Consider the following 23,831-nt stretch of genomic DNA (forward strand, 5'->3'; position numbering starts at 1 on the left):
AGCTGGCGCCCGGAAACACCCGTTATCGGCAGTCTCGACGGGGGCACCCCTGCCGACAGCGGCGCCGACAATCACACCAGCATCAGCAGCGTGCGGCTGACCACCACCGAGCCCTGCCTTAGCCACGGCTCGGCCAGAGAGAGCGCACTCTCCACGACCTTCCGCACATCCAACGGAAGAACCTGGGCCGGGCGCTTGCTGACAAATGCTCGCAGTCGCACAATGATATCGGCCGCCCGCTTTGCCTGACCGGTCATTGATTTCATGGCACCTTCGATTGCCACGAGATCCGGGTTCGATTCATGCAGCATGCGAACACATGCCTGGTTGTAGCTGAGAATTGCTGCCAATGGCTGGTTTAGCTCATGGGCGATTCCCGAGGCCATTTCCCCCATCGTATGCAAGCGGGCGACCTGCGCTTGCTCTTCCCGCAGATACATGTGTCGCTCAGCTTCACGGGCGATCCGCCTGCTTACGATCTGCTGCTGATAGATGACGAGCGCGAGCAGGCTAATCACGAAGGTAACAATCAGCGCCAGCACGACCGGCAACATGGGAATGACCTCAGCCCCAAGCTGCCGCCGCGTTTCGAACACGAATGGCTGTGTCTGGCTCGCGAGTGTTTTTCGATACACGAATTCCGGCGTGAACCGCCTGATCCACGCGGGAACAGGTTTCGCGTCCACGCGATCGATGATCCCGTCCGGCTGGTCGTAGCCAAAGCCCTGTTCGTAGATACGCATCGACACCAACGGCGACGGCACTTCGTTGCGGCTCAAAAATTTTCCGGTGTGGATCAACATCGACACCACCCGGCTCGCAAGACGCGGCCTCGATGCCAGATCATCGGGCACGTGTGCATAGACGGCTTTAAAAATCAGGTAGGCCCTTCCGCCCTCATACAGATCGAATGGCGCAGAGATTGACGGCTTTCCGGTACGGACGGCCTCGTCGATGGCCGCCCGGAATTTGTTGTCGGCATAGACATCGAGGCCGAGAACGGGAAGAGCCTCGTGGGCCTGCGGCTCCATAAATGTGATCGGGTAATAAGTCGGACGCCCTGACACTGGATGCCAATGTCGCTCTCCGCCATATCCGTAGTCCTTGACGTAGAACTGCGGGTAAATCGCCTTTCTCGCCCATGCCTCGAACCGCGAAAGATCAGATTCTTCTACACGCGGCTGCAGTTCAATCATGTAGATGTGCGGATATCGCGCCAGCATTTGCCGTGAATAATCCCTCAGGCCCGCCGACTCAACACCGGGGAACGTGTGCAGCATGGAGTCAATGCCGGCCAGTACTGCCTCGTTCTGATCGAGGCGCTGGCGAATGATTTCGTATGTGGCTTCGCTCTGAGCCGCGAAGTCCCGTCGTAGCCGGGAAGTCTCGGACATAACCAACACACCGACGATCACAAGTGCACTCACGAGCCAAAACACGAACGCGGCGAGTATCAAACGAACGGAACGGCTATGACGAGCGATTAGCAAGATGATGGCCAAGCGGAGAATGGGCTAAGGCGGCCATTCTAAGAGGAAGCGAAGCCGTGCGGAAAGTAATGGTTGGTGCGACCTCAATGTGCGGGTACTACGATAGAGACGCACGGCAATCCACACTACCAAGTGGCGCCTCGGTGCGGTACTTTTTTGCATGCCATTCCGAGGCACAACAAGACGGTCGCGCTTGCACGAAGTCGATTTCGCTACGGGGACTTCACGCGTAGTCCGCAGGCTCCTCCCGACGCCCTGGCGATCAGGCGCGCCGGGGGGGCAACCTGACGCCGTCGACCTCGGATACAGTACGCCAGCATGTTCCGGCGACTGTTTGGCGCGTCGCCCCAGCGATGTATGTCGTCCAGTGATGAATAGTCGCTTCGCAGATACCACCTATGCGGAGCCGTCCCTCGCCCCCCCATCGCTGAACGTCCGCAAAGGCCGGAGACTGTCGTTGAATGACCTGCCCCCTCACATACCCGCCCTTAGCCCAACCACGGCTCGAGGGATAGCAACGGGGCATAACCCACTAGCTTTCACACAGCCCCCTTCGGCCTTCTGCGCGTCCGATGCCTGGCTACACTATAGGCGCCCGGATCACCGACGCGCCCGACATGCATGAGACGCCAAGCGGTTCGGCACGCGCATCTTGACACTACAGATCGAATGTTCGGAATTTAAACGGCCACACGGACTGCTTTGCTCCTTGTTTGATATCCGGATGCTAGTCCAGCGCTGTGAACGAGTCACCTGCTTTCGGGACGACCGAAGGCGGGAGTATCGCCGCGCGAATCTCGGAGACCGAGGGGCGCCTGCTCGAGGAGAAGCGGATGGTGCGGATCCCCGCCGAGCGGGTCATCGCATCGCGCTTCGCATCGCGTCGGGCATCATGGGTTCGGTCGTCGAGTTCGACGAGGACGACGAGTTCCAACCGGTCTGTGCAGATCACAAAATCGATGCGCTTGCGTGAGATCTGGTTAAAGGCTGCCTGTCTGGACCTAGCGTAGCCCTTTGGCGTAATGATCGCGCTCATAGCGACCTGAGGGAACACGTAGTGATCCGGAAGCGCCGCGCGCAGCCGTCCAAAAAACTCCGCCTCATTCGGCGTGAGTATTTCGCACCGCGTGTAGGAGAAACTCCGTGCTCTCATGCGGCGAGGCGCAATGGCGACGACGACGAGAACCATGGTCACAACCGGCAGGAAGAGGAACAATCTATCCATGTGCATTTGGGCGTCCTCACGCCGGGGAGCGATAGACACGAGGTGTGTGCCGGCACCGCACCCGACGCCGCGCGCCCTACCGCCGGCACGACTCGCCAGCCCGATCGGCCGCCCGGTCCGACGGGCCCGCAAAATCCGGCTCCCGACGACCTTCCCGACGCCGACGCGGCTGAGTCCGAGCCTCACGAGCATCTCCCGTCTAGAAGCGACGACAATTAATTTGACACTGCCGACGCCGAGGCGTCCAGGCACGAGGCTCCGTCGCCTGGCGTGGGCTGTAACATCCACCTGCAACACACGCCCGCGACGCCCCCCGCAAAAACGACCGGCGGGTTCCGCTTGGAGCGCCTTGACCGGACAGTTTTCCGTTGGATCAGTTCACCCGACGTCTAGCGTCATCCCGTACCGCAAAAACCGGCGAAATGTAATCGTGCGCCTCGAACTTCACGTAGCATACCGTCTCCCTGATGTGCAAGCTCTCCCGGAGCGGATCATGTAAGCGATCCACTTCGGAAGCTTCGCGCTCGACAGAACCGCTGCGAGAACTTCGCTCTCGATCTGTTGGAGTTGGCGCCATGTCAATACACGAACGGCGCCGATGGCGCGATACGAGAGCAGGCAAGGCTACCCAGATAGACTCTTGTACACCCCGCAAGTCTTCCATCTTCCAGCCCCTGTTACCCGTGAATCATCTTGCCCGGGCCGTGATGTTGCGGCTGAATGGCAGCGAATACATGCGCCTCCTTCTGTAACGCCGTCACGATCTCAAGGGTCTGGTTATACAGGCCGATGCCAGCAGCACGCGCGAACGTGTCACGCGAGCGCCCAATCGAGGCAATCTGCTCTGAACACACAAACACAGTTTCACGGGCATCCCCCGCGCTCACCGTGTCCTGAAGAATCCGCAACTGCTGGATGATCCGGGTGAGGGATATGAAACCCTCACTCTCTCGCGGAAGCGTCACTGATACGCGGTCGAGGTCATCAATAGATTGACGCAACCGCGATAAAGTAGCCCGATCCATTTCCCCTTTCCTATCGATCTACCTTACCTATGCCAACATTTCCAAGCATTGGAAGAACTCCGCTACTCCCCAGTACTTCCGGCAAGTGACCATCCCACCTGGCTACTGCCTGCTGCTGAATGATCTCGGGCGTGATCGTCTGCTGGAGTAGTTTTTGCGCCTCGGCCTGCGCGTGTGCCTCGACTATCTTCTGATCGGCGAGTACCCTGGCTTTCTGCAACTCGTATTGGGCCTGCTGCGCACGCTGCTGGGCTACCTGCTTTTGTTCGATCGCCTGCGCGAACTGCGCGCTGAAGTGGAAATCAGTGATGTTCACAGAATCCACCACCAACCGATATGGTTTGAGTTCGGCGGTGATTTGCGCTTCGATCTGTCCACGCACCTGATCGCGGTGGGTGATCAAATCTTCGGCGTTGTAATGGGCAGTCACCGCTTTCACCGAGTTGCTGATCGCCGGCTTAATGATCTTGACGACCAGGGCGGACTCATTGCCAATGTGCTGATAGACCCACTCTGCGTCGGCGGGCAGAATGTGCCAGTTCGTTGCCACAGTCGTCGTCACATCCTGCAGATCAAGGCTCGCCGCCGTTTCCGCATCCTGGGAGTTTTGCACCTGAACGTCCATTTTGGCGACCGACTGCGCGAACGGGACCTTCAAATGCAGGCCAGGGTCAAGTACACCCGGTTCGACGGCGCCCCATGTCATCAGCACGCCACGTTGCCCGGGACCGACGGTCACGAAACCGCCGGCAATCAGCGTGAAAGCAAGAAAGCCGATCACGGCGAGGCCGACAGCGCGAGTCATGGTTGGCATATTCACTTGTGCGCTCATTGTTATTTTCTCTATTTTGAAGCATTGGATACGTTTGTTCAGGAACAGGAATGATCTATTGCGCCAACACTGATACCCGCCCCGTTGTACAGCCTGGCTAGCAATAACCCCAACTTCGTGTCACTAGATCACCCCGCTAACGATGGACGCCAGCCGAACCGGATCAGCGTCTATCAATCTTTTAACGGCGGACAAGCTGGAAACTCCAATCAACTCCTGAATCAGCTTTAACGATCGGCCGTCACGGTGGAGGCGAACAGCAAACGTTCGACGTGCGGCACTTGCGTTCCCGTTCTCGATACCCGCCTGTTGATGCAGACGCCGAACGATTTCAGTCAACGTCTCGCACGAATAGCTGATCGTTCCGGTCCCCGTGACGCGTTTGGTGAACGCGAACGACTCACGGTCACCCGTCAGAAACAACGAGCCGTTCGCGTCGAGTCCCCGGAACGCCGCGCGGTGCGTAGTGATCTTGCGAGGTAGGCATCGATCGCTGCGCACGTCCTCGCATTGGCCCATACAAGCGGCCGCGCCTTGCCATTAAATGCAATTTCTGGCCGCACCGTCGAATCGACACGAACCCTTCCGCTCTCGGAAAGGTAGTCGGCCACCCGCAACTTGGCCACTTCGTTGGCCGTGAGTCCGGTTCCGTAGAACACTGTCAGCAGCGCAACATCGCGAACCGCATTCTGTCCAGTCACCGCCGCGACTTTGAGTGCATGGCGAATCTCGTGTGGCTCGATGACCGGCGGCTTTGCCTTCCTGTAATGCCCTCGATACTGAACGCATTACGAGGAAGTATGGCCCTGCCTGCTTGCAAACACAACCAGCACGCGCACCAAATAGAGCAAGCACCCGTCACCGTGTTCGCCTGCTTTGCGCGCCGGGAACCGGCGGGTGCGGGATGACGACGCGTTCAGGCTTTCGCGGGGAAATTACCTGGTCCGCCTCTCGATTTCATGTCGTCAAATGCATCACGCCAGAGGACGATTCGGCGACCGGTAGCGTGACCACGTTGGCTCACGCTTGCGGGCTTTCCATATTGTCATGGCGCGGCAACAATGCCGATGGTTCAGGGCCCGGCTCCTCGGGCCGAACGTCGAAGTCTTTTGTCACACGCCTTCTACAAGAACGGCGCGATAGCGCGCGCCCTTGAACCGGTGCTGCGCGACTTCCTGATACGCCGGGCTGTCGTACCACGCACGTGCTGCCGCAGTCGACGGAAACTCCACTATCACGACGCCCTCTGGCGCTTCGCCCTCAAGAACCTGTTGAGGTCCATAGGCAGCAAGAATGTTGACCGGATGACCTTTGAAGGTCTCGCCTACCTTGCTTTGGTAGATGTCGAGCTCACTCTGATCCTGCGTGCTTTCCTTCGTGAAGACAATATAAGTCGCCATGGCGTCGCTCCCCGGGTTGTGTGAAGGTCGGCACGATGATGCCATGAAACCGCATCGGGCCTCGATACGCAGCGTCGGTGCAGATCTCGCCGTCACCGGGCGAGAGGACCACCTGAGCCTCGCATACAGACGTTCGCGAGGCGATCGTAGAGGCAGGGTTCCCCACCCCAATCTACCTCTGCGCGTCGGACACATTTCGACCCTCAACGACGGTCCGCCGCAACGCGGCTCCGACGGTGGGCAACGCCGTGGAGGAACTGTTGCGCATGTTTGCGCCGTCCAGCACGGGCCGCGTGATGACGCGCGACTTCGAATACAAAGGCGTTCGGTTCAAGGCGGGTGACCGTGTGTACGTCCGCCCACTGTTGCATGGCATGGACGAACGCACATTCCAGTGCCCGATGCACGCCGATTTCGCGCGCGCCAATGCATCGCAACATGCAGCCTTCGGCACCGGCCCTCATCGCTGTGCAGGGGCGCTCCTGGCACGAAACGAGATTCGCGTTTTCCTCGAAGAATGGTTCCGGCGCATTCCCGATTTCGAACTCGATCCCGCTGGGCAGATTAGTTTTGAAGGCGGAATGGTGAATTGCGTGACACGCGTGCCGCTCGTCTGGGACGCCGGTGGCCGCCAACCCGGCGTATAACGTTCGAAGAGGCCTTATCCCCTCTTGACCGCCCTTTATGATATCGACGGTGACGCATTCACCGTCGCATCGCCGGAACATGCTCTTTGTACAAGAGGCGAGTTCAAAAAGTGCCTCCGCACGTTTGAACACGTTCCGCAGACAAGCGATCACAAGGTTCCATGATTGCACGCAACGGCGGCTACGCGATCGTGCTCTCGCTCTCCTCATGGGCGGCCGGAGCCTTGCCGGCTTCAGGCCTGATCTTGAACCAGATGGCGTACATCGCGGGCAGGAACACGAGCGTCATGATCGTTCCCGCGAAGGTGCCGCCAATCAGGGTGTAGGCCAGCGTGCCCCAGAACACCGAATGCGTAAGCGGGATGAAGGCGAGCATCGCCGCAAGCGCAGTGAGTATGACCGGTCTCGAGCGCTGGATGGTCGCCTCCACCACCGCATGAAAAGGCGTCATCCCTTCGCGCGTATTCTGCTCGATCTGGCCAATCAGGATCAGCGTATTGCGCATCAATATGCCGGAGAGCGCAATGAGCCCCACCAGCGCGTTGATCCCGAATGGCTGGTTGAACAGCAACAGCGTCGGAACCACGCCGATCAACCCGAGCGGACTGGTCGCAAACACCATCATGGTGGCCGGGATGGACCGCGTCTGGAAGATGATGATCAGCAGCGTGAGTGCGATCATGATCGGAAAGAGCGGCACGAGCGCCTTCGTCGCCTTGCCGGCTTCTTCAATCGCCCCCGCCTCCTCGATCCGGTAACCGTCCGGGAGCTGGGCAATCACCGGCTCAAGCTTCGCCAGCATCGCCGTCGATACATCGGGCGGCTGCAAGCCCTCCGCAATGTCGCCGCGAACGGTGATCGTCGGCGTGCGGTCGCGACGGCGAAGGATCGGATCCTCCATCCTGATATCGACCTTTCCCACCTGGGACAGCGGCACACGCTGGCCAGCGGAACCGATCAAGGTGAACCCGCTGATTCGCTCCGGATCGAGCCGGGTGTCGCCCGCCGATCTCGCTACCACTTCCACGGAACGGATATCCTCGCGTACGTTCGTGATGGGTATGCCGGTCAGAAGAAACTGCAACTGCTGGGCGACCGAACTGGACGTCAATCCAACTGCCCCGAGGCGATCCTGGTCCAGCGTGAAGTGCATGGTGGGAACGAGCGGACCCCAGTCGGTATTGACCGTTCGCATCATCGGGCTGGCATTCATGACGCCCTCGACCTGCGCGGCGATGGCGCGCAACTTCTGCGGGTCGGGGCCCATGACGCGGAAGGCAACGGGATACGGCGAATAAGGACCGAACACGAGCTGGGTCACGCGGACCTGCGCGCCGGGCAGCAAACCCTCCGCAATGGCCTTGCGCAAACGCAATTTGAGCACTTCCCGCTCTTTCTCGTCATTCGTGCGTATCACGATTTTTGCGAACGACGGATCGGGAAGTTCGGGAGACATCGCCAGATAGAATCGCGGCGCACCCTGCCCGATGTACGAAGTCACGATTTTTGCTTCGGGTTGCTTCGCGAGCCAGGCTTCGACCTTTTTCGTTCCCGCGGCGGTTTGTTCGATGGAGGTGCCATAGGGCATCTGAACTTCGACCAGAACTTCCGGCCGATCGGAAGTCGGGAAGAACTGCTTCTTCACCACACTCATTCCCATCACGGCGACCACGAACGATCCGACTACGATACCCGCGACCATCCACTTGCGCTGAACCACGCGCACCAGGAACTCGCGAAAACGCTGATAGTTCGGAGTGTTATAGATCGCCTCGTGGCCGCCCTCGATCTTCGGAATATCGGGCAGCAGCTTGACGCCCAGATACGGTGTGAAGACGACCGCAACGATCCATGAAGTGATCAGCGCGATGCCGACGATCCAGAACATGTTGCTGGTGTATTCGCCAGCCGTCGAGCGGGCAAAGCCATTCGGCATGAAGCCGACTACGGTGACCAGTGTGCCCGAAAGCATCGGCGCGGCAGTGTGACTCCACGCGTAAGCCGATGCCTGCACCCGGCTGTAGCCTTCCTCCATTTTCACGACCATCATCTCGATGGCGATGATGGCGTCGTCCACCAGCAGACCCAGCGCGAGAATCAACGATCCAAGCGTGATACGGTCGAAGTTCTTGCCCGTCGCAGCCATGACGACGAACACGCCCGCGAGTGTCAGCGGCACCGCGGCCGACACCACGATGCCGACGCGCCAGCCCATGCTGGCGAAGCTCACCACCATCACCACGAGCAAGGCAACGAAGAACTTGACCATGAATTCGTCGATGGCTGAATGAATATTCACGGCCTGGTCGGTCACCTTCGTAAGACTCATACCCAACGGCAATCCCGAATTGATCGATGCGACTTCCTTGTCGAGCGCCTGGCCGAGGCTCAGACCGTTCCAGCCGTCCCGCATGACCACGCCAAGGAGCAACGCCGGTTCACCGTTGTTCCGGATCTGGAATGTCGCCGGATCTTCGTACCCGCGTTCGACGCTTGCCACGTCCGAAAGCTTGAGCGTGCGGCCCTGAACGACAATCGGGGTGTTGCGGATTTTCTGCAGCTTGTCGAAGGCGCCCTCGACACGAATGAAGACCTGCGCCCCAGCCGTATCGATCGAACCTGCCGGTGTCAGCACGTTCTGGCCGTTCAGCGCCGCGAAGATGTCTTGCGGCGTCACGCCGAGCGTCGCAAGACGGTCGTGCGAAAACGAGATGTAGATGCGTTCGGCCTGCTCGCCGACGATGTTGATCTTCTTGACGCCCGGCACGTGGAGGAGTCGCTGTCGCAGATCCTCGGCGTCACGCACGAGCAAGCGCTCCGGTTGCCCTTTCGCTTTCAGCGCGAACAGCGCAAACGTTACGTCGGAGTACTCATCATTGACGAGCGGACCAATCACGCCAGGGGGCAGATTCGCTGCCTCGTCGGAGAGCTTCTTGCGGGCCTGGTAGAACTGCTCCGGAACCTCGGCAGGCGGCGTGCTATCCAGGAACGTCACCGTGGTGAATGCCAGTCCAGGACGGGTATAGGTTTCCGTGCGGTCATACCAGCGCAGCTCCTGCATGCGCTTTTCGAGCGGTTCGGCGACCTGCTCCTGCATTTCCTGCGCGGTAGCGCCGGGCCATGCCGTGATGACCGTCATCGACTTGACGGTAAAGGGCGGATCCTCCGCGCGCCCGAGCTTGAAGAACGCGACGATCCCCGCAACGGAAATCAGAATGATGAGAAAGAGAGTGATGGAGCGCTCGCGCACGGCGAGGGCCGACAGGTTGAAGCCGCTCATTGCGCCTCTCCTTCGCGTGTGACCGACGCCGTGGTCATGCCGTCATTGGCGAGGCGCACCTTTTCGCCGTCGTGAAGCAGCTGAGCCCCAAGCGCGACGACCTGCTCGCCTTCGCGGAGATCGCCGGTCACGGTCGCCGTCTCGTTGCCGAGTGCCGCGACGTGGACCTTATGCCAGGACGCGTGCGCCGGCGATCCTTCGATCGTCCAGACGCCCGTGCCGGTTCCCGGATCGAACAACGCGCCGGCGGGTACCTCGAGCGCGGCCTGCCGCTGTCCGTCGTCGCCTGGCAGGTTGAGCGTCACCGTGGCGCCAAGCGGAGCGTCGGAAAGCGCGCCGCCGAGGACATACCTGGCCTCGTAAGTGCGCGTCAGACGATCGGCGGAATCCGAGAGCTGCCGCAAAGTGGCGGGAACGCTCTTGCTGCCGGCGCCGTAGAGCGTCGCCTGCGCAGCCGAGCCCGGCTCGGGCCGAAGTGTTTCGGGAAGCTGAACAACGGCTTCGCGCGGCCCTGCGTGCGCAAGGCGCACGACGATCTGGCCTGCGCCGACGACCTGACCCGGCTCGGCCAGGGTTTCGACCACCACGCCGTCCGCATCCGCCAGCAGCACGGCGTAGCCGGACGCGTTGTTCGCGAGATCGGCCTGCGCCTTTGCCGCTACAAGCTGCGCTCTGGCTGAATCGGCGGCCGCCTTGAGCTGCTCGTACGTCGACGCCGACACCGCACCTGCCGCCACGAGATCGCGGTAGCGGGCCTCATCGTCAGCCGTCTGCGTGGCCCGCGCCTGGGCTGCGCTAACCAGTTCCTGCTGTGAGCGCGCCTGCAATCCGAGGTCGATCGGGTCGATGCGCATCAACGGCTGGCCACGTTTGACCGTTTGCCCCGCATCGACGAGACGCTCGGTGATTTTTCCCTGAACCCGGAACCCGAGATCGCTTTGCACGCGGGCGCCAACCACCCCCGTGAAGGAGCGGCTCGCCCCCGGGGCGCTATGGACCACGGCCGTGCGCACGAGCGGGGCTTCGGTGCGCGCGTCGGGGATATGGCTGTCACCGCATGCCGCAAGCGCGAGCGATGCCAGGCTCAGGGTGTAGACAATGTAACGGTGCCGGAACATGAGGTCGCTCCTTGCGACGAGTAGGAGGCCTCATTCTGATCCTGGTGACCAAATCAGTCAATAGTCACAACGCGAAATTTTAAGGAGCCAGACTTCTAAGCACGAGGCTCGCCAGTTGGGCCGTCGCTTCGTCAGCCGCGTCGAGGTTGTATTGAAGGAGCAGCGGACTGAAATACGGCTTCATGACGAGGAAGATGGCATTCACCGTTTCGTCGAGTGGCGTCTTACGCTCGAATTCGCCCGTCTCGCGCCCGAGCAGCACGATATCGGAGAGCAGTTTCCGGATCTGCTCCTCGTAGCCCGCGACCGAAGGCCATGGCGAGCCCGCTGCAACGGCGGCGATATCGTAGAGCTTGCGATCCTGAAAGAAGAGTGCGCTGCCGGAGGCCAGTAACGCCTTGAACATACGGCGGAATTTTTCGGTTGCGCTGTGGGCGTCGCTCACCGCTCCGCTCACGGCCTCGACGATGGCAGCCAGGCGATTCGCGCAGATCACCTCGCCTATGGCCTGCTTCGAGTCAAAAAACTTGTAAATGTAGGCTTTCGAAAAACCAATTTCCTTCGCAAGGTCGGAAACGGTTGTCTTTTCGTAGCCGTAGCGGGTGAAATATTCGGTCGCTGCGTCGACGATCTGGGCACGAACCTCATGGTCCGAAGGACCACGGGACGGCTGGGCGGAGGCAATGGGCTTGTTCATGGCTCAAGCTTAACTTCTCAAAGAGTGATTGACAACCAGTGACCGTATTGTATATTGGTCACTACGTTGCCACTCTTCGAGACTCCCATGTTTTCCCATCGACCTCTTCTGCTCCTGTTGAGCGCCACCGTTCTTTCTGCCTGCACCGTGGGCCCCGACTATCACCGGCCCGACGCACCGCTCGCGCAGGGCTATATGACGCAGCCGCCGGCCGCAAAGACGGCGGCCGCTCCCTCGGCGAATCTGTCGGCCTGGTGGGAAGGATTCAACGATCCCCTCCTGACCCGCTACGTGTCGCTTGCGCTCGCCCAGAACCTGGACCTCGCCCAGGCCGTCGCGCGAATCGACCAGGCCCGTGCGCGCCTCGGTGCTGCCGACGCTGCATTGCTCCCTTCGGCCACGGTTTCGGGTTCGGCGGCACGAGCCTACCAGTCGGTCGATACGCCGGTAGGCCAGCTTCTCAACGCACAGCCGGGTTTCAAGCGTTGGGGCAGCGAGTATGAAGTCAACCTGGAAGCCGGTTGGGAGATCGACATTTTCGGTGGACTGCGCAGGCAGCGCGAAGCTGCGCTCGCAGACTATTCGGCGACCCAGGCAGCGGCTGTCGCCACCCGACTTGCCGTCGCCGCACAAACTGCGGATATCTACGTCACGATACGGGGGCTTCAGACACGTCTGGATATTGCGAACCGGCAGGTGAAAACGCAGGAACAACTGCTCGCCGACGTGAAGCTCCTCTACTCGAAAGGCGCGGCCGCCGACTATCAGGTCCAGCAGGCGCAAGGATCGCTCGACCAGGTGCAGGCAACGGTGCCCGTGCTCAATGCGGGCCTGGACGCGGCATTGAACTCCCTCGATGTCATGCTGGGCTCCCCTCCGGGTACGCACCGCGCAGACCTCGCGGATGCGCGTTCAATCCCCGCCGCCCCATCCATTGCGGATATGGGAACACCGGCGGATCTTCTGCAACGGCGCCCCGACCTGATCGCCGCAGAACGTCATCTTGCAGCATCCAATGCCCGCGTCGGCGCGGCAATCAGCGAGTATTACCCGACTGTCTCGCTGAGCGCGTTCCTCGGCAGTGCGACCTCGGCAGCGGCCGGCACCTTGTTTACTGGCGGCGCCAGCCAGATGGCAGGTCTCGTCGGTCTGCGCTGGCGCCTGTTCGACTTCGGGCGCATCAACGCCGACGTCGGCGAAGCGAAAGGCGCCGACGCGGAAGCCCTCGCGGCCTATCGCCAGGCCGTCCTTCGTGCCACCGAGGACGTCGAAAATTCGCTCTCTTCGCTCGTGAACCGGGAGGCTCAGGCCGCCACCCTGTCGCACGCAGAGTCGTCATTGTCGAAAGCGAAGGACTCCTCGATGGCGGCGTACCGTGGCGGCGCCGCGAGCTTCATCGATGTGCTGCACGCCGATGAAACCCTGCTGCAGGCTTCGGACGCGAGGGCGCAGGCGCAAACGGAATCCGCGCGAGCGGCGATTGCGACGTTCAGGGCGCTCGGTGGCGGCTGGAATCCGGAAACGCTGCAAACGCAGAAGCCCTCGCCCGCACATTCTGGCGCGCAGATTGCCGCCGCAAGCGCCCCATGAGTTGTAGCGGACAGTGCGCTGTTTGACGATTCCATATCGGCGGCGTATCGGACCGGCCGCCGCGGCGGAAATACGGGTCCGCGCGCAATGTTGCACCGGGACGGAGCACACAATCTGGGACAGGCAAGCGCGATAACGCGAGAGCCATGAAGCCGGGTTAAGCTAACCTGGCTGTCGTTCAACCCAGCTGCTCATCAACGGTTCAAAACATCGGAACGGCGGCATTCGTGGTGACGTTGAATGAACGAGAAAATCGATGCGGATTCCGGCCAGCACGCCCCGGACAGAGCCCTTGCCGGACGGTTTCGTCTGCGGCAAGCGCCGACGCTGCGGGCGAGCGTTGCACCGCTCGCGCCGCCGGTTACCTTCTCGAGGCTGCGAAACGACCGGCCGCAACCTGGCCGCTCACTCCCGCCACCACCCGAAGAAGCGGTCATCTTTCAGATACCGCTTGTTGCCTGCCCCGAACCGGACATATGTTATTCAGGAATCCGTATCGACGACTCGGCGGCCTGCAGACAGGGCTGGAGCTATCTGCTCGACCTTCGCTGCGAGCCGACACGTCGGCTTGACAAGCCGTTCGACGCCGTACGGCTCTATCTATCCCGCAGCACGATCGATGACTTCACGTGGCAAAAGGGGCGCCGCCGCATCGGCGACCTCGTGCAGCGCGAATTCGGTGTATACGACCCTGTCCTGTTTCACCTGACCCAGGCCGTGCTGCCCGTTCTTGAGCAGCCGGCGCTAGCGACCTCGCTATTTCTCGACTACGTGGGCCTCGCATTCTGCGAGCACGTGGTTACGCGCTACGGCCAAGCCGACGCGCCATCCCGTCAGCGGCGCGCCATGCTCGCTCCCTGGCAGATGCGGCGCATCACGGAGTTTGTCGAGAGCCATCCCGGCGTCAACCCGTCCATTCTCGACCTTGCAGGCCAATGCGATCTTTCCGCGAGCTATTTCGCCGAAGCCTTCAAACAGACAACCGGAATGTCGCCCCATCAGTGGCTGTTGAAGCGCCGGATTGAACGCGCGAAATCGAAGCTTCGCGATACGGACGCGAGCCTTGCCTCCATCGCTCTGGATTGCGGCTTTTTTGACCAGAGCCATTTCTCCCGCGTGTTCACCCGCTATGCAGGTTGCGGCCCGAAGGACTGGCGCGCGCACCACCGGTCGCGCTAGACAGTTTGCCGTCGGGTGACGGGAGCCGTCCTCTCGTGAGATATCAGGCGCGGGACGAATATCCGGATCGATTGATCTCCGACGCTTCGCGCCGCGAGGCAGGCTTTCGCATACCTTCCCGGAAAACAGCGTGTCGGCCTTTCGAAAGCCGAACGCCCATGGTTTGTGCATCGATGCGTAGTTTTATCCAAGACCGGCGCGAGCCTGACGGGATACCCTGCCTGCGCGCTGACTCCTGAAGTCGCCGCGCGAATGACAACCCGGCGTCGCGCTGAATATTCGCAGACTGGTGCGAGTCTGGCTGCACGCGAAGCACTTCACGAAATGCATCATTCAGGCATTCCATGGTCGAATGAATAGCAAGCCTGGAACGCCAGGAGGGAGGAAGCCGTGGATCAGCCGCTTCAACACGCGTCGGCAAGCGTTCTGCAGACGCGTGCCGGTGACCGTGCAACACCTGTCGTCCGGACATTCTTCGATGAAGCGACGTTCACTGCGAGCCACGTCGTGCACGATCCCGGCACGCTCGCCGCGGCGATCGTGGACCCCGTGCTCGACTTCGACGCCGCAGCCGGGCGAACCTCGACGAAGTCTGCGCAAGCGATCGTTGCTTACGTCGAATCCGAAGGTCTCTCGGTTGAATGGCTGCTCGAGACGCATGCGCATGCGGACCATATGACGGCGGCACCTTACCTGCAGGCACAGGTCGGCGGAAAAGTAGCAATCGGCCGTGCCATCACGGTGGTCCAGCAGATTTTTGGTGATCTCTTCAATGTCGGGTCGGAGTTCAGGCGGGACGGCTCCCAGTTCGACGCCCTCTTCGACGACGGCGATGAGTTCATGATCGGCTCGCTCAGGTGCACGGTGCTTGACGTACCGGGCCATACGCCGGCCGACGTCGCCTATGTCATTGGTGACGCGGTGTTCTGTGGGGACACGATATTCATGCCGGACTACGGAACGGCGCGAGCAGACTTTCCCGGTGGCGAGGCGCGGCAACTCTACCGCTCGATCCGGCGCTTGCTCAGCCTGCCGGATCAGGCGCGGGTGTTTCTTTGCCACGACTACAAGGCACCTGGGCGAGACGCTTATGTCTGGGAAACGACGATCGGCGCCGCGCGCATGTCGAACGTACATGTTCGCGAGGGCGTGACCGAGAGCGAGTTTGTCGCCGCACGCAACGCACGCGATGCGACGCTTGCGGTACCCAGGCTGATCCTGCCGGCGATCCAGGTGAACATGCGTGGCGGCGCGCTTCCCCCCATGGAAAGCAACGGCACGCGTTACCTCAAGATTCCGCTCGACACGATCTGATGGATTCGCCCGCTTTTCGCCCCGACGTGTCCGCGCACCGACCGCCCGGTGCGGAAAACACGCGAAGCCATGCGGGCTTCCCTGAATCGCAAGACCATCCTCAAACATATCGCCATGCTCGTTAGACCGCTCGCACCGCACCTCTCGGTCAGTCCCCAGCTGAGTCTTGCCGATGTCGCCACCGTCAAGGCTCAGGGGTTCCGGTCCATCATCGTCAATCGTCCCGATGGCGAGGAAGCCGGCCAGCCCACCCTCGTCGAGATGCAGGAGGCGGCCAGCGCTGCCGGGCTCGGCTTCGCCGCGATTCCCATCGTTCCGGGGAAGGCCACGATGGAGGATGCCGGGCAATTCGCAGCCGCGCTGGCGGCGCTCGAAGGGCCCGTCGTGGCGTATTGCCGCACCGGCGTGCGTGCGGCCACGCTTTGGGCGTTGTCCGTGGGTGCAGGACTCGAGCCCGACGCCGTGCTCGAACGAATCGCTGCCGCAGGCTACGACCTGAACGGCCTGCGACCCAGGCTCGAAGCGCTTTATGAGAGCAGTCGCTCAGCCCGCGCAGACGGCCCATGCAACGGGAGCAGCGACGCGCCGTGAAACGCCGCGGGTGCGCCTGTTCTCAATCTCTCAAGGAATCGTTGAAATGGAATCTCCCAATCTGCCTCTCCCGGCTTTCGCCGAGCATCGCGTCGCGCGCGATCGCGGCAGCGTCTATGTCCGCGACTTCGCCGGCAACGGACCCGCCTTCGTCGTGCTGCACGGATTTCCCGATGATTCGCACATCTACGACCTGCTCATTCCACATCTGGTTGCAGCAGGGCGAAGAGTGGTGGCGGTAGACTTTCTCGGCTTCGGCGGGTCGGATAAACCGGACGGCATGCAATACAGCTTCCCGCAACAACTCGGCGACCTCGAAGCCGTGGTCGAGGCCCTCGCGCTCGATCGGATCATCCCGGTCGGCCACGACGCAGGCGGTCCCGCCGCCGTCAATTTCGCGCTGAAGCATCCCGAGCGCACGAGCGCGGTCGTCCTGATGAACGTCTTCTACGGGGCCTCTCCGGGGTTGAGGGTGCCCGAGCTCATCGAGCTTTTCTCGAACCGGGAATTGCGCGCACTGGCCCTGCATTTCCTCCAAAGCCCGCAGCAGTTCGCCTGGCTCGTCGATTTTCAGCGCAACCTGCTTCAACATGGGCTCACCGATGCGCAGAAAGTCAACTACTTCGATTTCCTCGGCCCCGTGATCGACAACAACTTCAGGCAACAGCCGAGCGCAGCCGTGGCCTTCGCGCAGATGACGTCCCAGCTGCACGAGGAGATCGCCGCCAATACGGCCCGCCTCGTGGACTTCAGGCGCTCCGACGTTCCGGTTCAGCTCGTCTGGGGCAACGCCGATCCTTACCTTCACGTGAGCGTAGCGCACCACATCCAGTCGCAGGCACGCAAAGCTACGCTTCACGCGGTCGATGCCGGACATTGGCCACAGATCGATGCCGCCGGAGAAGTCGCGCGAATCATGCTGGACGCGCACTAGACCTGTTTTTCCTCGAGCAGACAGCTCCTGCTGCCCGAGGGCCTCTGTGCCGCCCGCGTCAGTCCGGCGTGGGCGGCCATCGCAATTCTCCTTGACCTCTCCATATTTCCGGAGTCAAACATGAACATCGAAGGTTCCGTAGTACTGCTAACCGGTGCGAATGGCGGCATTGGCCGCGCGTTCGTCAGCGAGTTGCTGGACCGTGGCGCATCGAAGATTTATCTCGGCGTGCGAAACCCGACCTCGGTGCAGGATCTGCTTGCCGTCTCGGACCGGCTCGTCGCCATCGAGCTGGACGTCAGCCGGCCCGACCAGGTCGCGCACGCTGCGCAGATCGCTTCCGATATCAATCTGCTGATCAACAATGCGGGGACTGCCGCTTTTTCCGGCGCACTGTCTTCGAGCGACACGATTGGCGCGCGCGCGGAGATGGAAGTGAATTATTTTGGTGTCCTCGCGCTTTCCCAGGCCCTGCGCGATACCCCGGCATTTCGTCCGGGCGGCGCGGTCGTCAATATTCTTTCGATTCTGGCGCATGTCACGCTTCCCGTTGCCGGAACCTATTCAGCGTCGAAGGCAGCCGCATTGCATCTCACTCGTACGATGCGCGCCGAACTGAAGTCACGCGGCGTTCAAGTTCTGGCGGTCATGCCGGCACAAACCGATACGGCACTCGGCGCTCCCCTGCCCGATCCCAAGCTGACGCCGCGGGAGGTCGCTGTCGGCACACTCGACGCGCTCGCCGCAGGACACGACGAAGTCTTCCCGGGCGAACTTTCCCAGACGACGGCAAAGGCGTTCAGGGCCGACCCGGAGGGCACCCAGGCTTACCTGGCGAACCTCGTCCATGCAATTGCCTGAAACACGCCCATTAGTCGAAACTCAAACGCATTCAATGGAACAGAAAATTGTATTGATCACCGGAGCGTCCTCCGGCATCGGGGGCGCGACCGCGCGAACGCTGGCGGCGGCTGGATACCGGGTTTTCGGCGGCGTGCGAAGACTTGATTCTGTCACCAGCGTCCCGGGCATCGAGTGGATCCAGTTGGACGTGCAGGACGAGGAGTCGGTCGCAGCCGCTGTGAGGGTGATAATCGAGCGGACTGGCCGCATCGACATCCTCGTCAACAATGCGGGCGTTTCGCTCGTCGGCCCTGTCGAGGCAACGAGCATCGCCGAGGCAGGAGCGCTTTTCGACGTGAACGTCTTCGGAGTCCTGCGCGTTGTGAGGGCAGTCTTGCCCTCGATGCGAAGCAGACGCAGTGGGCTGATCGTCAACATAAGCTCCGTACTCGGCTTCCTGCCAGCCCCTTTCATGGGGCTTTACGCGAGCAGCAAGCACGCGCTGGAAGGGCTGTCCGAATCACTCGATCACGAGGTGAGGTCATTTGGAGTCCGGATCGTGCTGCTAGAGCCGAGCTTTACGAACACGAATCTCGATACGAACGCGACGCGGACGAAGGCGGTCATCAAGGACTATGCCGCCGCTCTGGCATGCAGCGTCGATGCCGTGCGGCAGCAGGTGAGCAACGCCCCGCCGCCGGATGAAGTGGCGAAGAAAGTCCTCGCAATCGCGGAAGGGACGCGCCAGTTCAGACAACCCGCGGACGGACGGGCGAAGCTATTGAGCTTTTTGCGCCGCTTCGCGCCGTCCGGACAGGTCGACAAGAGTCTTAGACGCGCTTTCGGCCTCGAAGCATGAGGGGATGACAAGGCGTTTGCGCAAGGCGAAAGTCGCTTCGACTGCCCTGCCTGAATGGATAAACGGGCGATGTCGCGGCGCACGGAACAGGTTGCTTCCCGTGGCGCCGCGCCCCTCGGTCTCCAGATCCGTTGCCCGATCTGCGGTTTTTTTGCCCGCCGTGAGCATCACGGGCGCAGATACCAACCGTCTGGACACCGGTTTTTGCGCAATCGACCTATGTGCGAGGCGCGGTTCGCGGTAGACCGTTAGTCGCGTTTCTCAGCCGGACTGCCGTCACCGTCGCGTGCGGCCCTTCGGTATGGAAAGGGTCGACATGATGCCGCGCATCGACGACACCGCGCATTCAGGCCCGCACATCCCTACGGCGACGCACCCACTCAGCGAATGCTTCATCCTCGATGCGGTAGTCACCGATAGCTAGTCTCGTAACGATATTGTGAGACTGGAGCCGGCGTAAGGCATGGGCAGCCGTGTTCTTCGTGGCCCGCTTTCCGGTTAGTGCTGTGAGCCGCGCCAGACCTGAGGCACCGTGGATATCCCCTTCCCCACGCGCGAGCATGGTCACGATTGCCTGGTCCGCGGGATTCAACTCGGTCCACTGACGCAGAAAGTGTTCGTCCGAAAATACCGACGTTCTCGTATGCGCAAGCGCCGCCTCGTCGCCCTGGAGCTGGTAGAGCATGTACCGCTCGACGAACCGCTTGAAGAACTCGGGCGTTCGATGCAGTTCTTCGAACGCGTGCATGCCCTGCTCCAGTGTCAGCCTGTGACGGGCCATGCTGTTGAGCAGCTTCACCGTGAACGCGACGAATTCTTCGCCAAGCAAGGGAAACGGCTCCAGCGCCGCCCAGTTGTAGAACGGCTCGGAGGCCCGGGCAAACATCTCACGCAGTGTCGTCTCCGAACTCCCTGCAAAGATCACCTTGATGCGATCCTTGCGAACGTCGAGTGCCGCGCGCAATGCATGCGCGAAATCGCTGTGGTCCGCAAGAGCGAGAACCTGCGCCTCGTCAATGACGAGGAGCAGCGGCCGTTTTTGTTTGTCGAGCTGGCGGAGCACCTCGCGTAGCGCCACTGCGCTGTCGCCTGCCGCGCCGAGTTCGGCTTCGAGGGAACCCTCCGCTCCCGCGATCCGGGCGGTCGCCTTCAGCTTCCTCACCGGACTACCGAGCTTCGCGAGCACCGCCCGCACACCCTGGGGTTCGAGCGCTTCTGCAAGTGCGCTGACCAGGGCCTCGTCCGGCGCGGAACGTTTGTCCCAAAGGTTCGTATACGCTACGAGGTAGTTTCTCTCTGCCGCGGCTGGCAACAGGTCCCGGCGGAGGAATTCGGTCTTTCCCATGCGCCGGCGTGCAAATAGCCCGCGAGCAGACGAAAGCTTCAGGTCGAAGGCCTGGAGATAGGCAGCAGCGAGGTCTGGCCGGGGAAAATGCCAAGGGTCCGGCTGCAAGGTTTCAAGTGGTATCATCGATTACGATCAGTATCAAATCGCATGATACCGGATGATACTGCAGTGGGATGCCCAGCGCAAACCAGAAGTATCCGGTAGCCGACCTGATGCCCACGAGTCCTGGTGCCAGTCGATTGAACCCCCGAAGTCGCGAACGCGCTGCAACAAGGCTACTGACGCGCAGCCGCGGGGCGGCCCTGATACGCAATGCGTCGACGTCGTTCCTGTTGTGCGCGGTAGAACAGCAGCGTACTGCCAGGCCGCAGATTCAGTTAAACGGCACAACCAGCTGGCCAGTTACGGATGTATACCGGTACCCATCTCCGCCGCTAGAGAATCCAGACGTGTGGTTGTTGGTCGTTTCGACCGCCACCTGCCACTGCATTTTCCGGCTGCGATGATTCTGCAGACCGATGCGTGCACCCCAGATGCCGGTACCGCCGCTCTCCGTATTCTGGCGGCCAGCGTCGGCGCTCACAAAAAATACCGCCTTGTCGCTCAGTGCGGCTCGCCACGAAAAACCACCCGAGACCTCTCCGAGCCAACGCGGCGAATAGTAGTTGCCCAGACCCGGATCAGTGTCGTAGTAGTGCCGGGTCTTGATATAAGCGTTGACCCCGCTGTTCTGCACGAGTTCGTAGCTCCAGCGCGTGCGCAGGAAAGGTCTGGTGTTGTGATCCGAGAACCACATGGCGCCTGCAACCGCGCCCACTGTGAATCTCGGGGTGAACTGGTGGTCCAGCACCAGCGCGAGACTGTCGTACGTCAGTCCTTTTTCGATACCCTTGATCGAATCGACAACGTCGCGCTCCGCGCTCACCCCGAGCGACGTGGCGGACGTGACATGACGCATGAAATCTAGCGCACCCGTAGGCGTCGTGTGACCGTCAGTGTCCATGACCCCGACGCGGGCCGACAGGGTTTGCTGCGCATCGGCGGACCGGTATTGTCCGAACAGGCCGCGCCCGCGGGCCGACCAGTCGGGCGCACCGTAGTAGGTGACGCCACCACCTAGTCCCCAGCCGTTCGAGAACAGGTAGCCAAGATAACCGCGCGCCTCCCGGAAGTGATCGCTGTCGTTGCTGAACAGGGCGTCTCCAGTGATCGCGCTATGCGTTGCCTGCCTATCCGCCGACTGCCCGAAAGCGGCGGAGACGGCGCCGATGGCCAGTGCGCCGGCGAGGCCGACTCTTAGCCAGGGCGCGGGTGTGCTGAGGGAGCGGCTTGCTTGCATGAATAAATTACCCATTTCGATTCAGTTGCTACTTGGTGCCCCAACGCTTGCCGCGCGTGACAAATTCCTGCACATAGCCCACTACACAGGCGGGTTGCAAGACGACGCCGTAAAAGAGGCTATAAAAGATGAATCCGAAGGCGTTGCGGCGCACCTTCAAGCCCTGTGCCGAGAACATCCCCGCCTGTATGCGGAACATGATCCAGTTGACGAGCATGGCCATCGGCAGCACCAGAAGCGTCATGGGGCCCGCTATCCAGTAGATGCCGAACAGCGCGAGCACCAGCCCGGGAACAAAGGCGAGCGTGTAGACCAGATCCATGTAGGGGAACAAGAGATTCCACCAAATGAACAACGTGCTCATGCGGGGGTGGAACAAAAGCTGCCAGTGCACCTTGAACGCTTCCATCAGGCCGCGGGACCAGCGCTGTCTCTGTCGAATGAACTGGCGCCACGTCGTGGGCGCGTTCGTGAAAAGACAGGCGTTTTCGGCGTAGCCAACCCGATAACCGAGCTTCAGAATTGCCCAGGTCAGCACAATGTCTTCGCCTACCGCGCCCGGCCACCCACCGACCTCGCGAAGAACGGCGGTGTCGTACACCGAAAATGCGCCCTGCGCGACAAGGGTGCCCTGGTAAAGGCTTTGCAGACGCTTCACGGACGCGATGCCGTGGAAATAATCCCATTCCTGAATTCGCGTGACGAGGTTGGCTCGCGAATTGCGCACCAGCACCGCTCCCGCGACTGCCCGCGTGTTTGGCGGGTCGTTCTGGTAACGGCGAATCAGGTTTTCGAGAGCATTGCGGTACAGGTATGAATCGCCGTCGACAGTGACCGTCAGGCCGTGGCGCACGCGCTCAAGCCCCGCGTTGAGCGCGCGCGCCTTGCCGACATTTTTCGGCATGTGAATGACTTCCAGCCATGGATATTCGAGTCCGTCCAACTGGTGCGCCGTGCCATCTGTCGAGCCGTCGTTGATCACAATCACCTGCAGTGGCCCCGCATACTCCTGCCGTGCAATGCTCTCGATGGTTTGGGCGATGGATTCTTCCTCGTTATAGGCGGCGACCAGAATGCTGAGTCCCGGCAGTGGCTCATGGGTTGTGCGAAGCCGGGGCCGGCGATCCAGCAACAGGCTCGACAGCAAGAACGCGTTCATTCCCCCTGGCAAAATCGCGATGCCGTACACGATCAGGTGGGCGCACACTGCCCCCAACTGGATACTCATCTCCCTCAGCCATCCCTGCGCAAGAAGGCACGACACCGCGGACCATAGCAGCGCGAGCGCAAAAGACAGCGCGAATTTGTACTTGACTGGAAGATACAGGCGCGACCTGTGATCCAACGGAAGGGATGCCGGATCCACCTGGCTGGGTGGAGGGCTTCTATCGACGGATTGAATACGGTTCGTCACTTTGAGACAGTCATGGAAGTTGAGATGCTTATTACTGAATACCAGATAGGGGTACTAAGTAGATGCAGTCGTTCTGCCTGTCGGACCCGGTGTCCGCCGACGCATCTAAAGCTGGCTGGAAGATTGGGGCGTGCGGCGACGCACGCGCAAGCGTGGAGCGGCAGTACGGCTTGCCGTCGTGAGCGAAAAGATTTGACCGAGCACCCGCTTCTGCTCGTCATGAGTAGGCAGCACTGACACTTCGTTTCCCCGGTATTGCTGTTGCGCCCACTGTTGACTTTTCTTTGCCAGCGGACGTTCTATTTTTGTTCAGCTCGGCGCGGTAAAGCTTAAGAGGCCGCAGTCTGTTCTTATTCGTTCTTCTGAAATGCCTTGACGCTCCCGTTGACGTGGGAGCTTCGATTTTCCGCGGCTAGGGACTGAAAAGTCTCGCTATTTCATTGCGATTCCGGGTTCTGCTGGCCGCCTTTTAGAAAATAGGCTGACGAAATGCTAACCAAATGTCCGGGTGGCGGCAACAGATTTTTGTTCTTCGCAACACTGCGCAACTGCGCATACGTTTGCGCAAACATTTGCGCCTTCTCGCAAATTTGGGGGCGACTGAATGCGATCTTTTCTCCATGTTAAACATCGAGGGATCTCATTCAGATAACGGACGAAAGGCGGGGTCTTCCCGGTCACGCTGCGGAGATGCTCGCACGAGACC

19 protein-coding genes are annotated in these 23,831 nt (G+C 61.1%); 8 read left to right on the forward strand and 11 right to left on the reverse strand.

The genetic code is table 11. The annotated features are described in order from the left end of the window. Positions 1–71 precede the first annotated feature (71 nt). The 5 genes from BMI01S_RS38250 to BMI01S_RS28525 form a co-directional block, all read right to left on the reverse strand. Positions 72–1,394, reverse strand: a complete 1,323-nt coding sequence (locus BMI01S_RS38250; RefSeq protein ID WP_154671363.1) for a CHASE domain-containing protein — start codon at positions 1,392–1,394, stop codon at positions 72–74. Between the two features lie 823 nt (positions 1,395–2,217). Continuing rightward, positions 2,218–2,721, reverse strand: coding sequence for a DUF2726 domain-containing protein (locus BMI01S_RS38255; RefSeq protein WP_081716129.1), 504 nt, complete (start codon positions 2,719–2,721; stop codon positions 2,218–2,220). A 671-nt stretch (positions 2,722–3,392) separates the two neighbouring features. Continuing rightward, the gene (locus BMI01S_RS28510) at positions 3,393–3,740 is read right to left on the reverse strand and encodes a hypothetical protein (RefSeq protein WP_028213545.1); all 348 of its coding nucleotides are present in this window, start codon (positions 3,738–3,740) and stop codon (positions 3,393–3,395) included. Positions 3,741–3,750: 10 nt separating this feature from the next. Continuing rightward, on the reverse strand, positions 3,751–4,572 hold the full coding sequence (locus BMI01S_RS28515; protein WP_028213544.1) for a prohibitin family protein: 822 nt from the start codon (positions 4,570–4,572) through the stop codon (positions 3,751–3,753). Between the two features lie 1,112 nt (positions 4,573–5,684). After that, positions 5,685–5,972: a DUF1330 domain-containing protein gene (locus BMI01S_RS28525; RefSeq protein ID WP_028213543.1), complete on the reverse strand. Its 288-nt coding sequence runs from the start codon at positions 5,970–5,972 to the stop codon at positions 5,685–5,687. A 170-nt stretch (positions 5,973–6,142) separates the two neighbouring features. Between BMI01S_RS28525 and BMI01S_RS28530 the strand changes: the two genes are divergently transcribed. Further along, entirely contained in the window at positions 6,143–6,619 is a 477-nt protein-coding gene (locus tag BMI01S_RS28530; protein ID WP_407669077.1) for a cytochrome P450, read from the forward strand. A 181-nt stretch (positions 6,620–6,800) separates the two neighbouring features. On the opposite strand, the gene BMI01S_RS28535 is transcribed toward BMI01S_RS28530, so the two are convergent. The 3 genes from BMI01S_RS28535 to BMI01S_RS28545 form a co-directional block, all read right to left on the reverse strand. Further along, the gene (locus BMI01S_RS28535; protein WP_028232124.1) at positions 6,801–9,899 is read right to left on the reverse strand and encodes an efflux RND transporter permease subunit; all 3,099 of its coding nucleotides are present in this window, start codon (positions 9,897–9,899) and stop codon (positions 6,801–6,803) included. Next, positions 9,896–11,017 carry an efflux RND transporter periplasmic adaptor subunit gene (locus BMI01S_RS28540; protein ID WP_028232125.1) on the reverse strand — a complete coding sequence of 374 codons (1,122 nt, stop codon included), beginning with the start codon at positions 11,015–11,017 and terminating at the stop codon, positions 9,896–9,898. Before BMI01S_RS28540 ends, BMI01S_RS28535 begins: the two co-directional genes overlap by 4 nt. Before the next feature lie 79 nt (positions 11,018–11,096). Next, a complete protein-coding gene (locus tag BMI01S_RS28545; protein WP_028213539.1) occupies positions 11,097–11,714 on the reverse strand; it encodes a TetR/AcrR family transcriptional regulator in 618 nt (205 codons plus the stop codon). Positions 11,715–11,801: 87 nt separating this feature from the next. On the opposite strand from BMI01S_RS28545, the gene BMI01S_RS28550 reads away from it, so the two are divergent. The 7 genes from BMI01S_RS28550 to BMI01S_RS28580 all read left to right on the forward strand — a co-directional run bounded on the left by BMI01S_RS28550 (position 11,802) and on the right by BMI01S_RS28580 (position 19,024). Then, positions 11,802–13,304: an efflux transporter outer membrane subunit gene (locus BMI01S_RS28550; protein WP_042291344.1), complete on the forward strand. Its 1,503-nt coding sequence runs from the start codon at positions 11,802–11,804 to the stop codon at positions 13,302–13,304. Positions 13,305–13,544: 240 nt separating this feature from the next. Continuing rightward, positions 13,545–14,483, forward strand: coding sequence for a helix-turn-helix transcriptional regulator (locus BMI01S_RS28555; protein ID WP_051381509.1), 939 nt, complete (start codon positions 13,545–13,547; stop codon positions 14,481–14,483). A gap of 426 nt (positions 14,484–14,909) precedes the next feature. Next, positions 14,910–15,797, forward strand: coding sequence for an MBL fold metallo-hydrolase (locus tag BMI01S_RS28560; RefSeq protein WP_042291355.1), 888 nt, complete (start codon positions 14,910–14,912; stop codon positions 15,795–15,797). A 69-nt stretch (positions 15,798–15,866) separates the two neighbouring features. Further along, positions 15,867–16,388 carry a protein tyrosine phosphatase family protein gene (locus tag BMI01S_RS28565; protein WP_208461004.1) on the forward strand — a complete coding sequence of 174 codons (522 nt, stop codon included), beginning with the start codon at positions 15,867–15,869 and terminating at the stop codon, positions 16,386–16,388. Between the two features lie 46 nt (positions 16,389–16,434). Beyond that, positions 16,435–17,322: an alpha/beta fold hydrolase gene (locus tag BMI01S_RS28570; RefSeq protein ID WP_028232127.1), complete on the forward strand. Its 888-nt coding sequence runs from the start codon at positions 16,435–16,437 to the stop codon at positions 17,320–17,322. Positions 17,323–17,442: 120 nt separating this feature from the next. Continuing rightward, positions 17,443–18,183, forward strand: a complete 741-nt coding sequence (locus BMI01S_RS28575) for an SDR family NAD(P)-dependent oxidoreductase (RefSeq protein ID WP_028213535.1) — start codon at positions 17,443–17,445, stop codon at positions 18,181–18,183. Beyond that, entirely contained in the window at positions 18,170–19,024 is an 855-nt protein-coding gene (locus tag BMI01S_RS28580) for an oxidoreductase (RefSeq protein WP_244145421.1), read from the forward strand. The genes BMI01S_RS28575 and BMI01S_RS28580 overlap by 14 nt, the downstream gene beginning before the upstream one ends. Before the next feature lie 346 nt (positions 19,025–19,370). On the opposite strand, the gene BMI01S_RS28585 is transcribed toward BMI01S_RS28580, so the two are convergent. The 3 genes from BMI01S_RS28585 to BMI01S_RS28595 all read right to left on the reverse strand — a co-directional run bounded on the left by BMI01S_RS28585 (position 19,371) and on the right by BMI01S_RS28595 (position 22,939). Then, the gene (locus BMI01S_RS28585) at positions 19,371–20,495 is read right to left on the reverse strand and encodes an ATP-binding protein (protein ID WP_028213533.1); all 1,125 of its coding nucleotides are present in this window, start codon (positions 20,493–20,495) and stop codon (positions 19,371–19,373) included. Between the two features lie 250 nt (positions 20,496–20,745). After that, complete coding sequence (locus BMI01S_RS28590; protein WP_028232129.1) at positions 20,746–21,711, reverse strand: hypothetical protein; 966 nt, start codon at positions 21,709–21,711, stop codon at positions 20,746–20,748. A 28-nt stretch (positions 21,712–21,739) separates the two neighbouring features. Next, positions 21,740–22,939, reverse strand: coding sequence for a glycosyltransferase family 2 protein (locus tag BMI01S_RS28595; protein ID WP_208461003.1), 1,200 nt, complete (start codon positions 22,937–22,939; stop codon positions 21,740–21,742). Positions 22,940–23,831: the final 892 nt, after the last annotated feature.

Source organism: Paraburkholderia mimosarum LMG 23256 = NBRC 106338, from assembly GCF_000739815.1.
GTDB lineage: Bacteria > Pseudomonadota > Gammaproteobacteria > Burkholderiales > Burkholderiaceae > Paraburkholderia > Paraburkholderia mimosarum.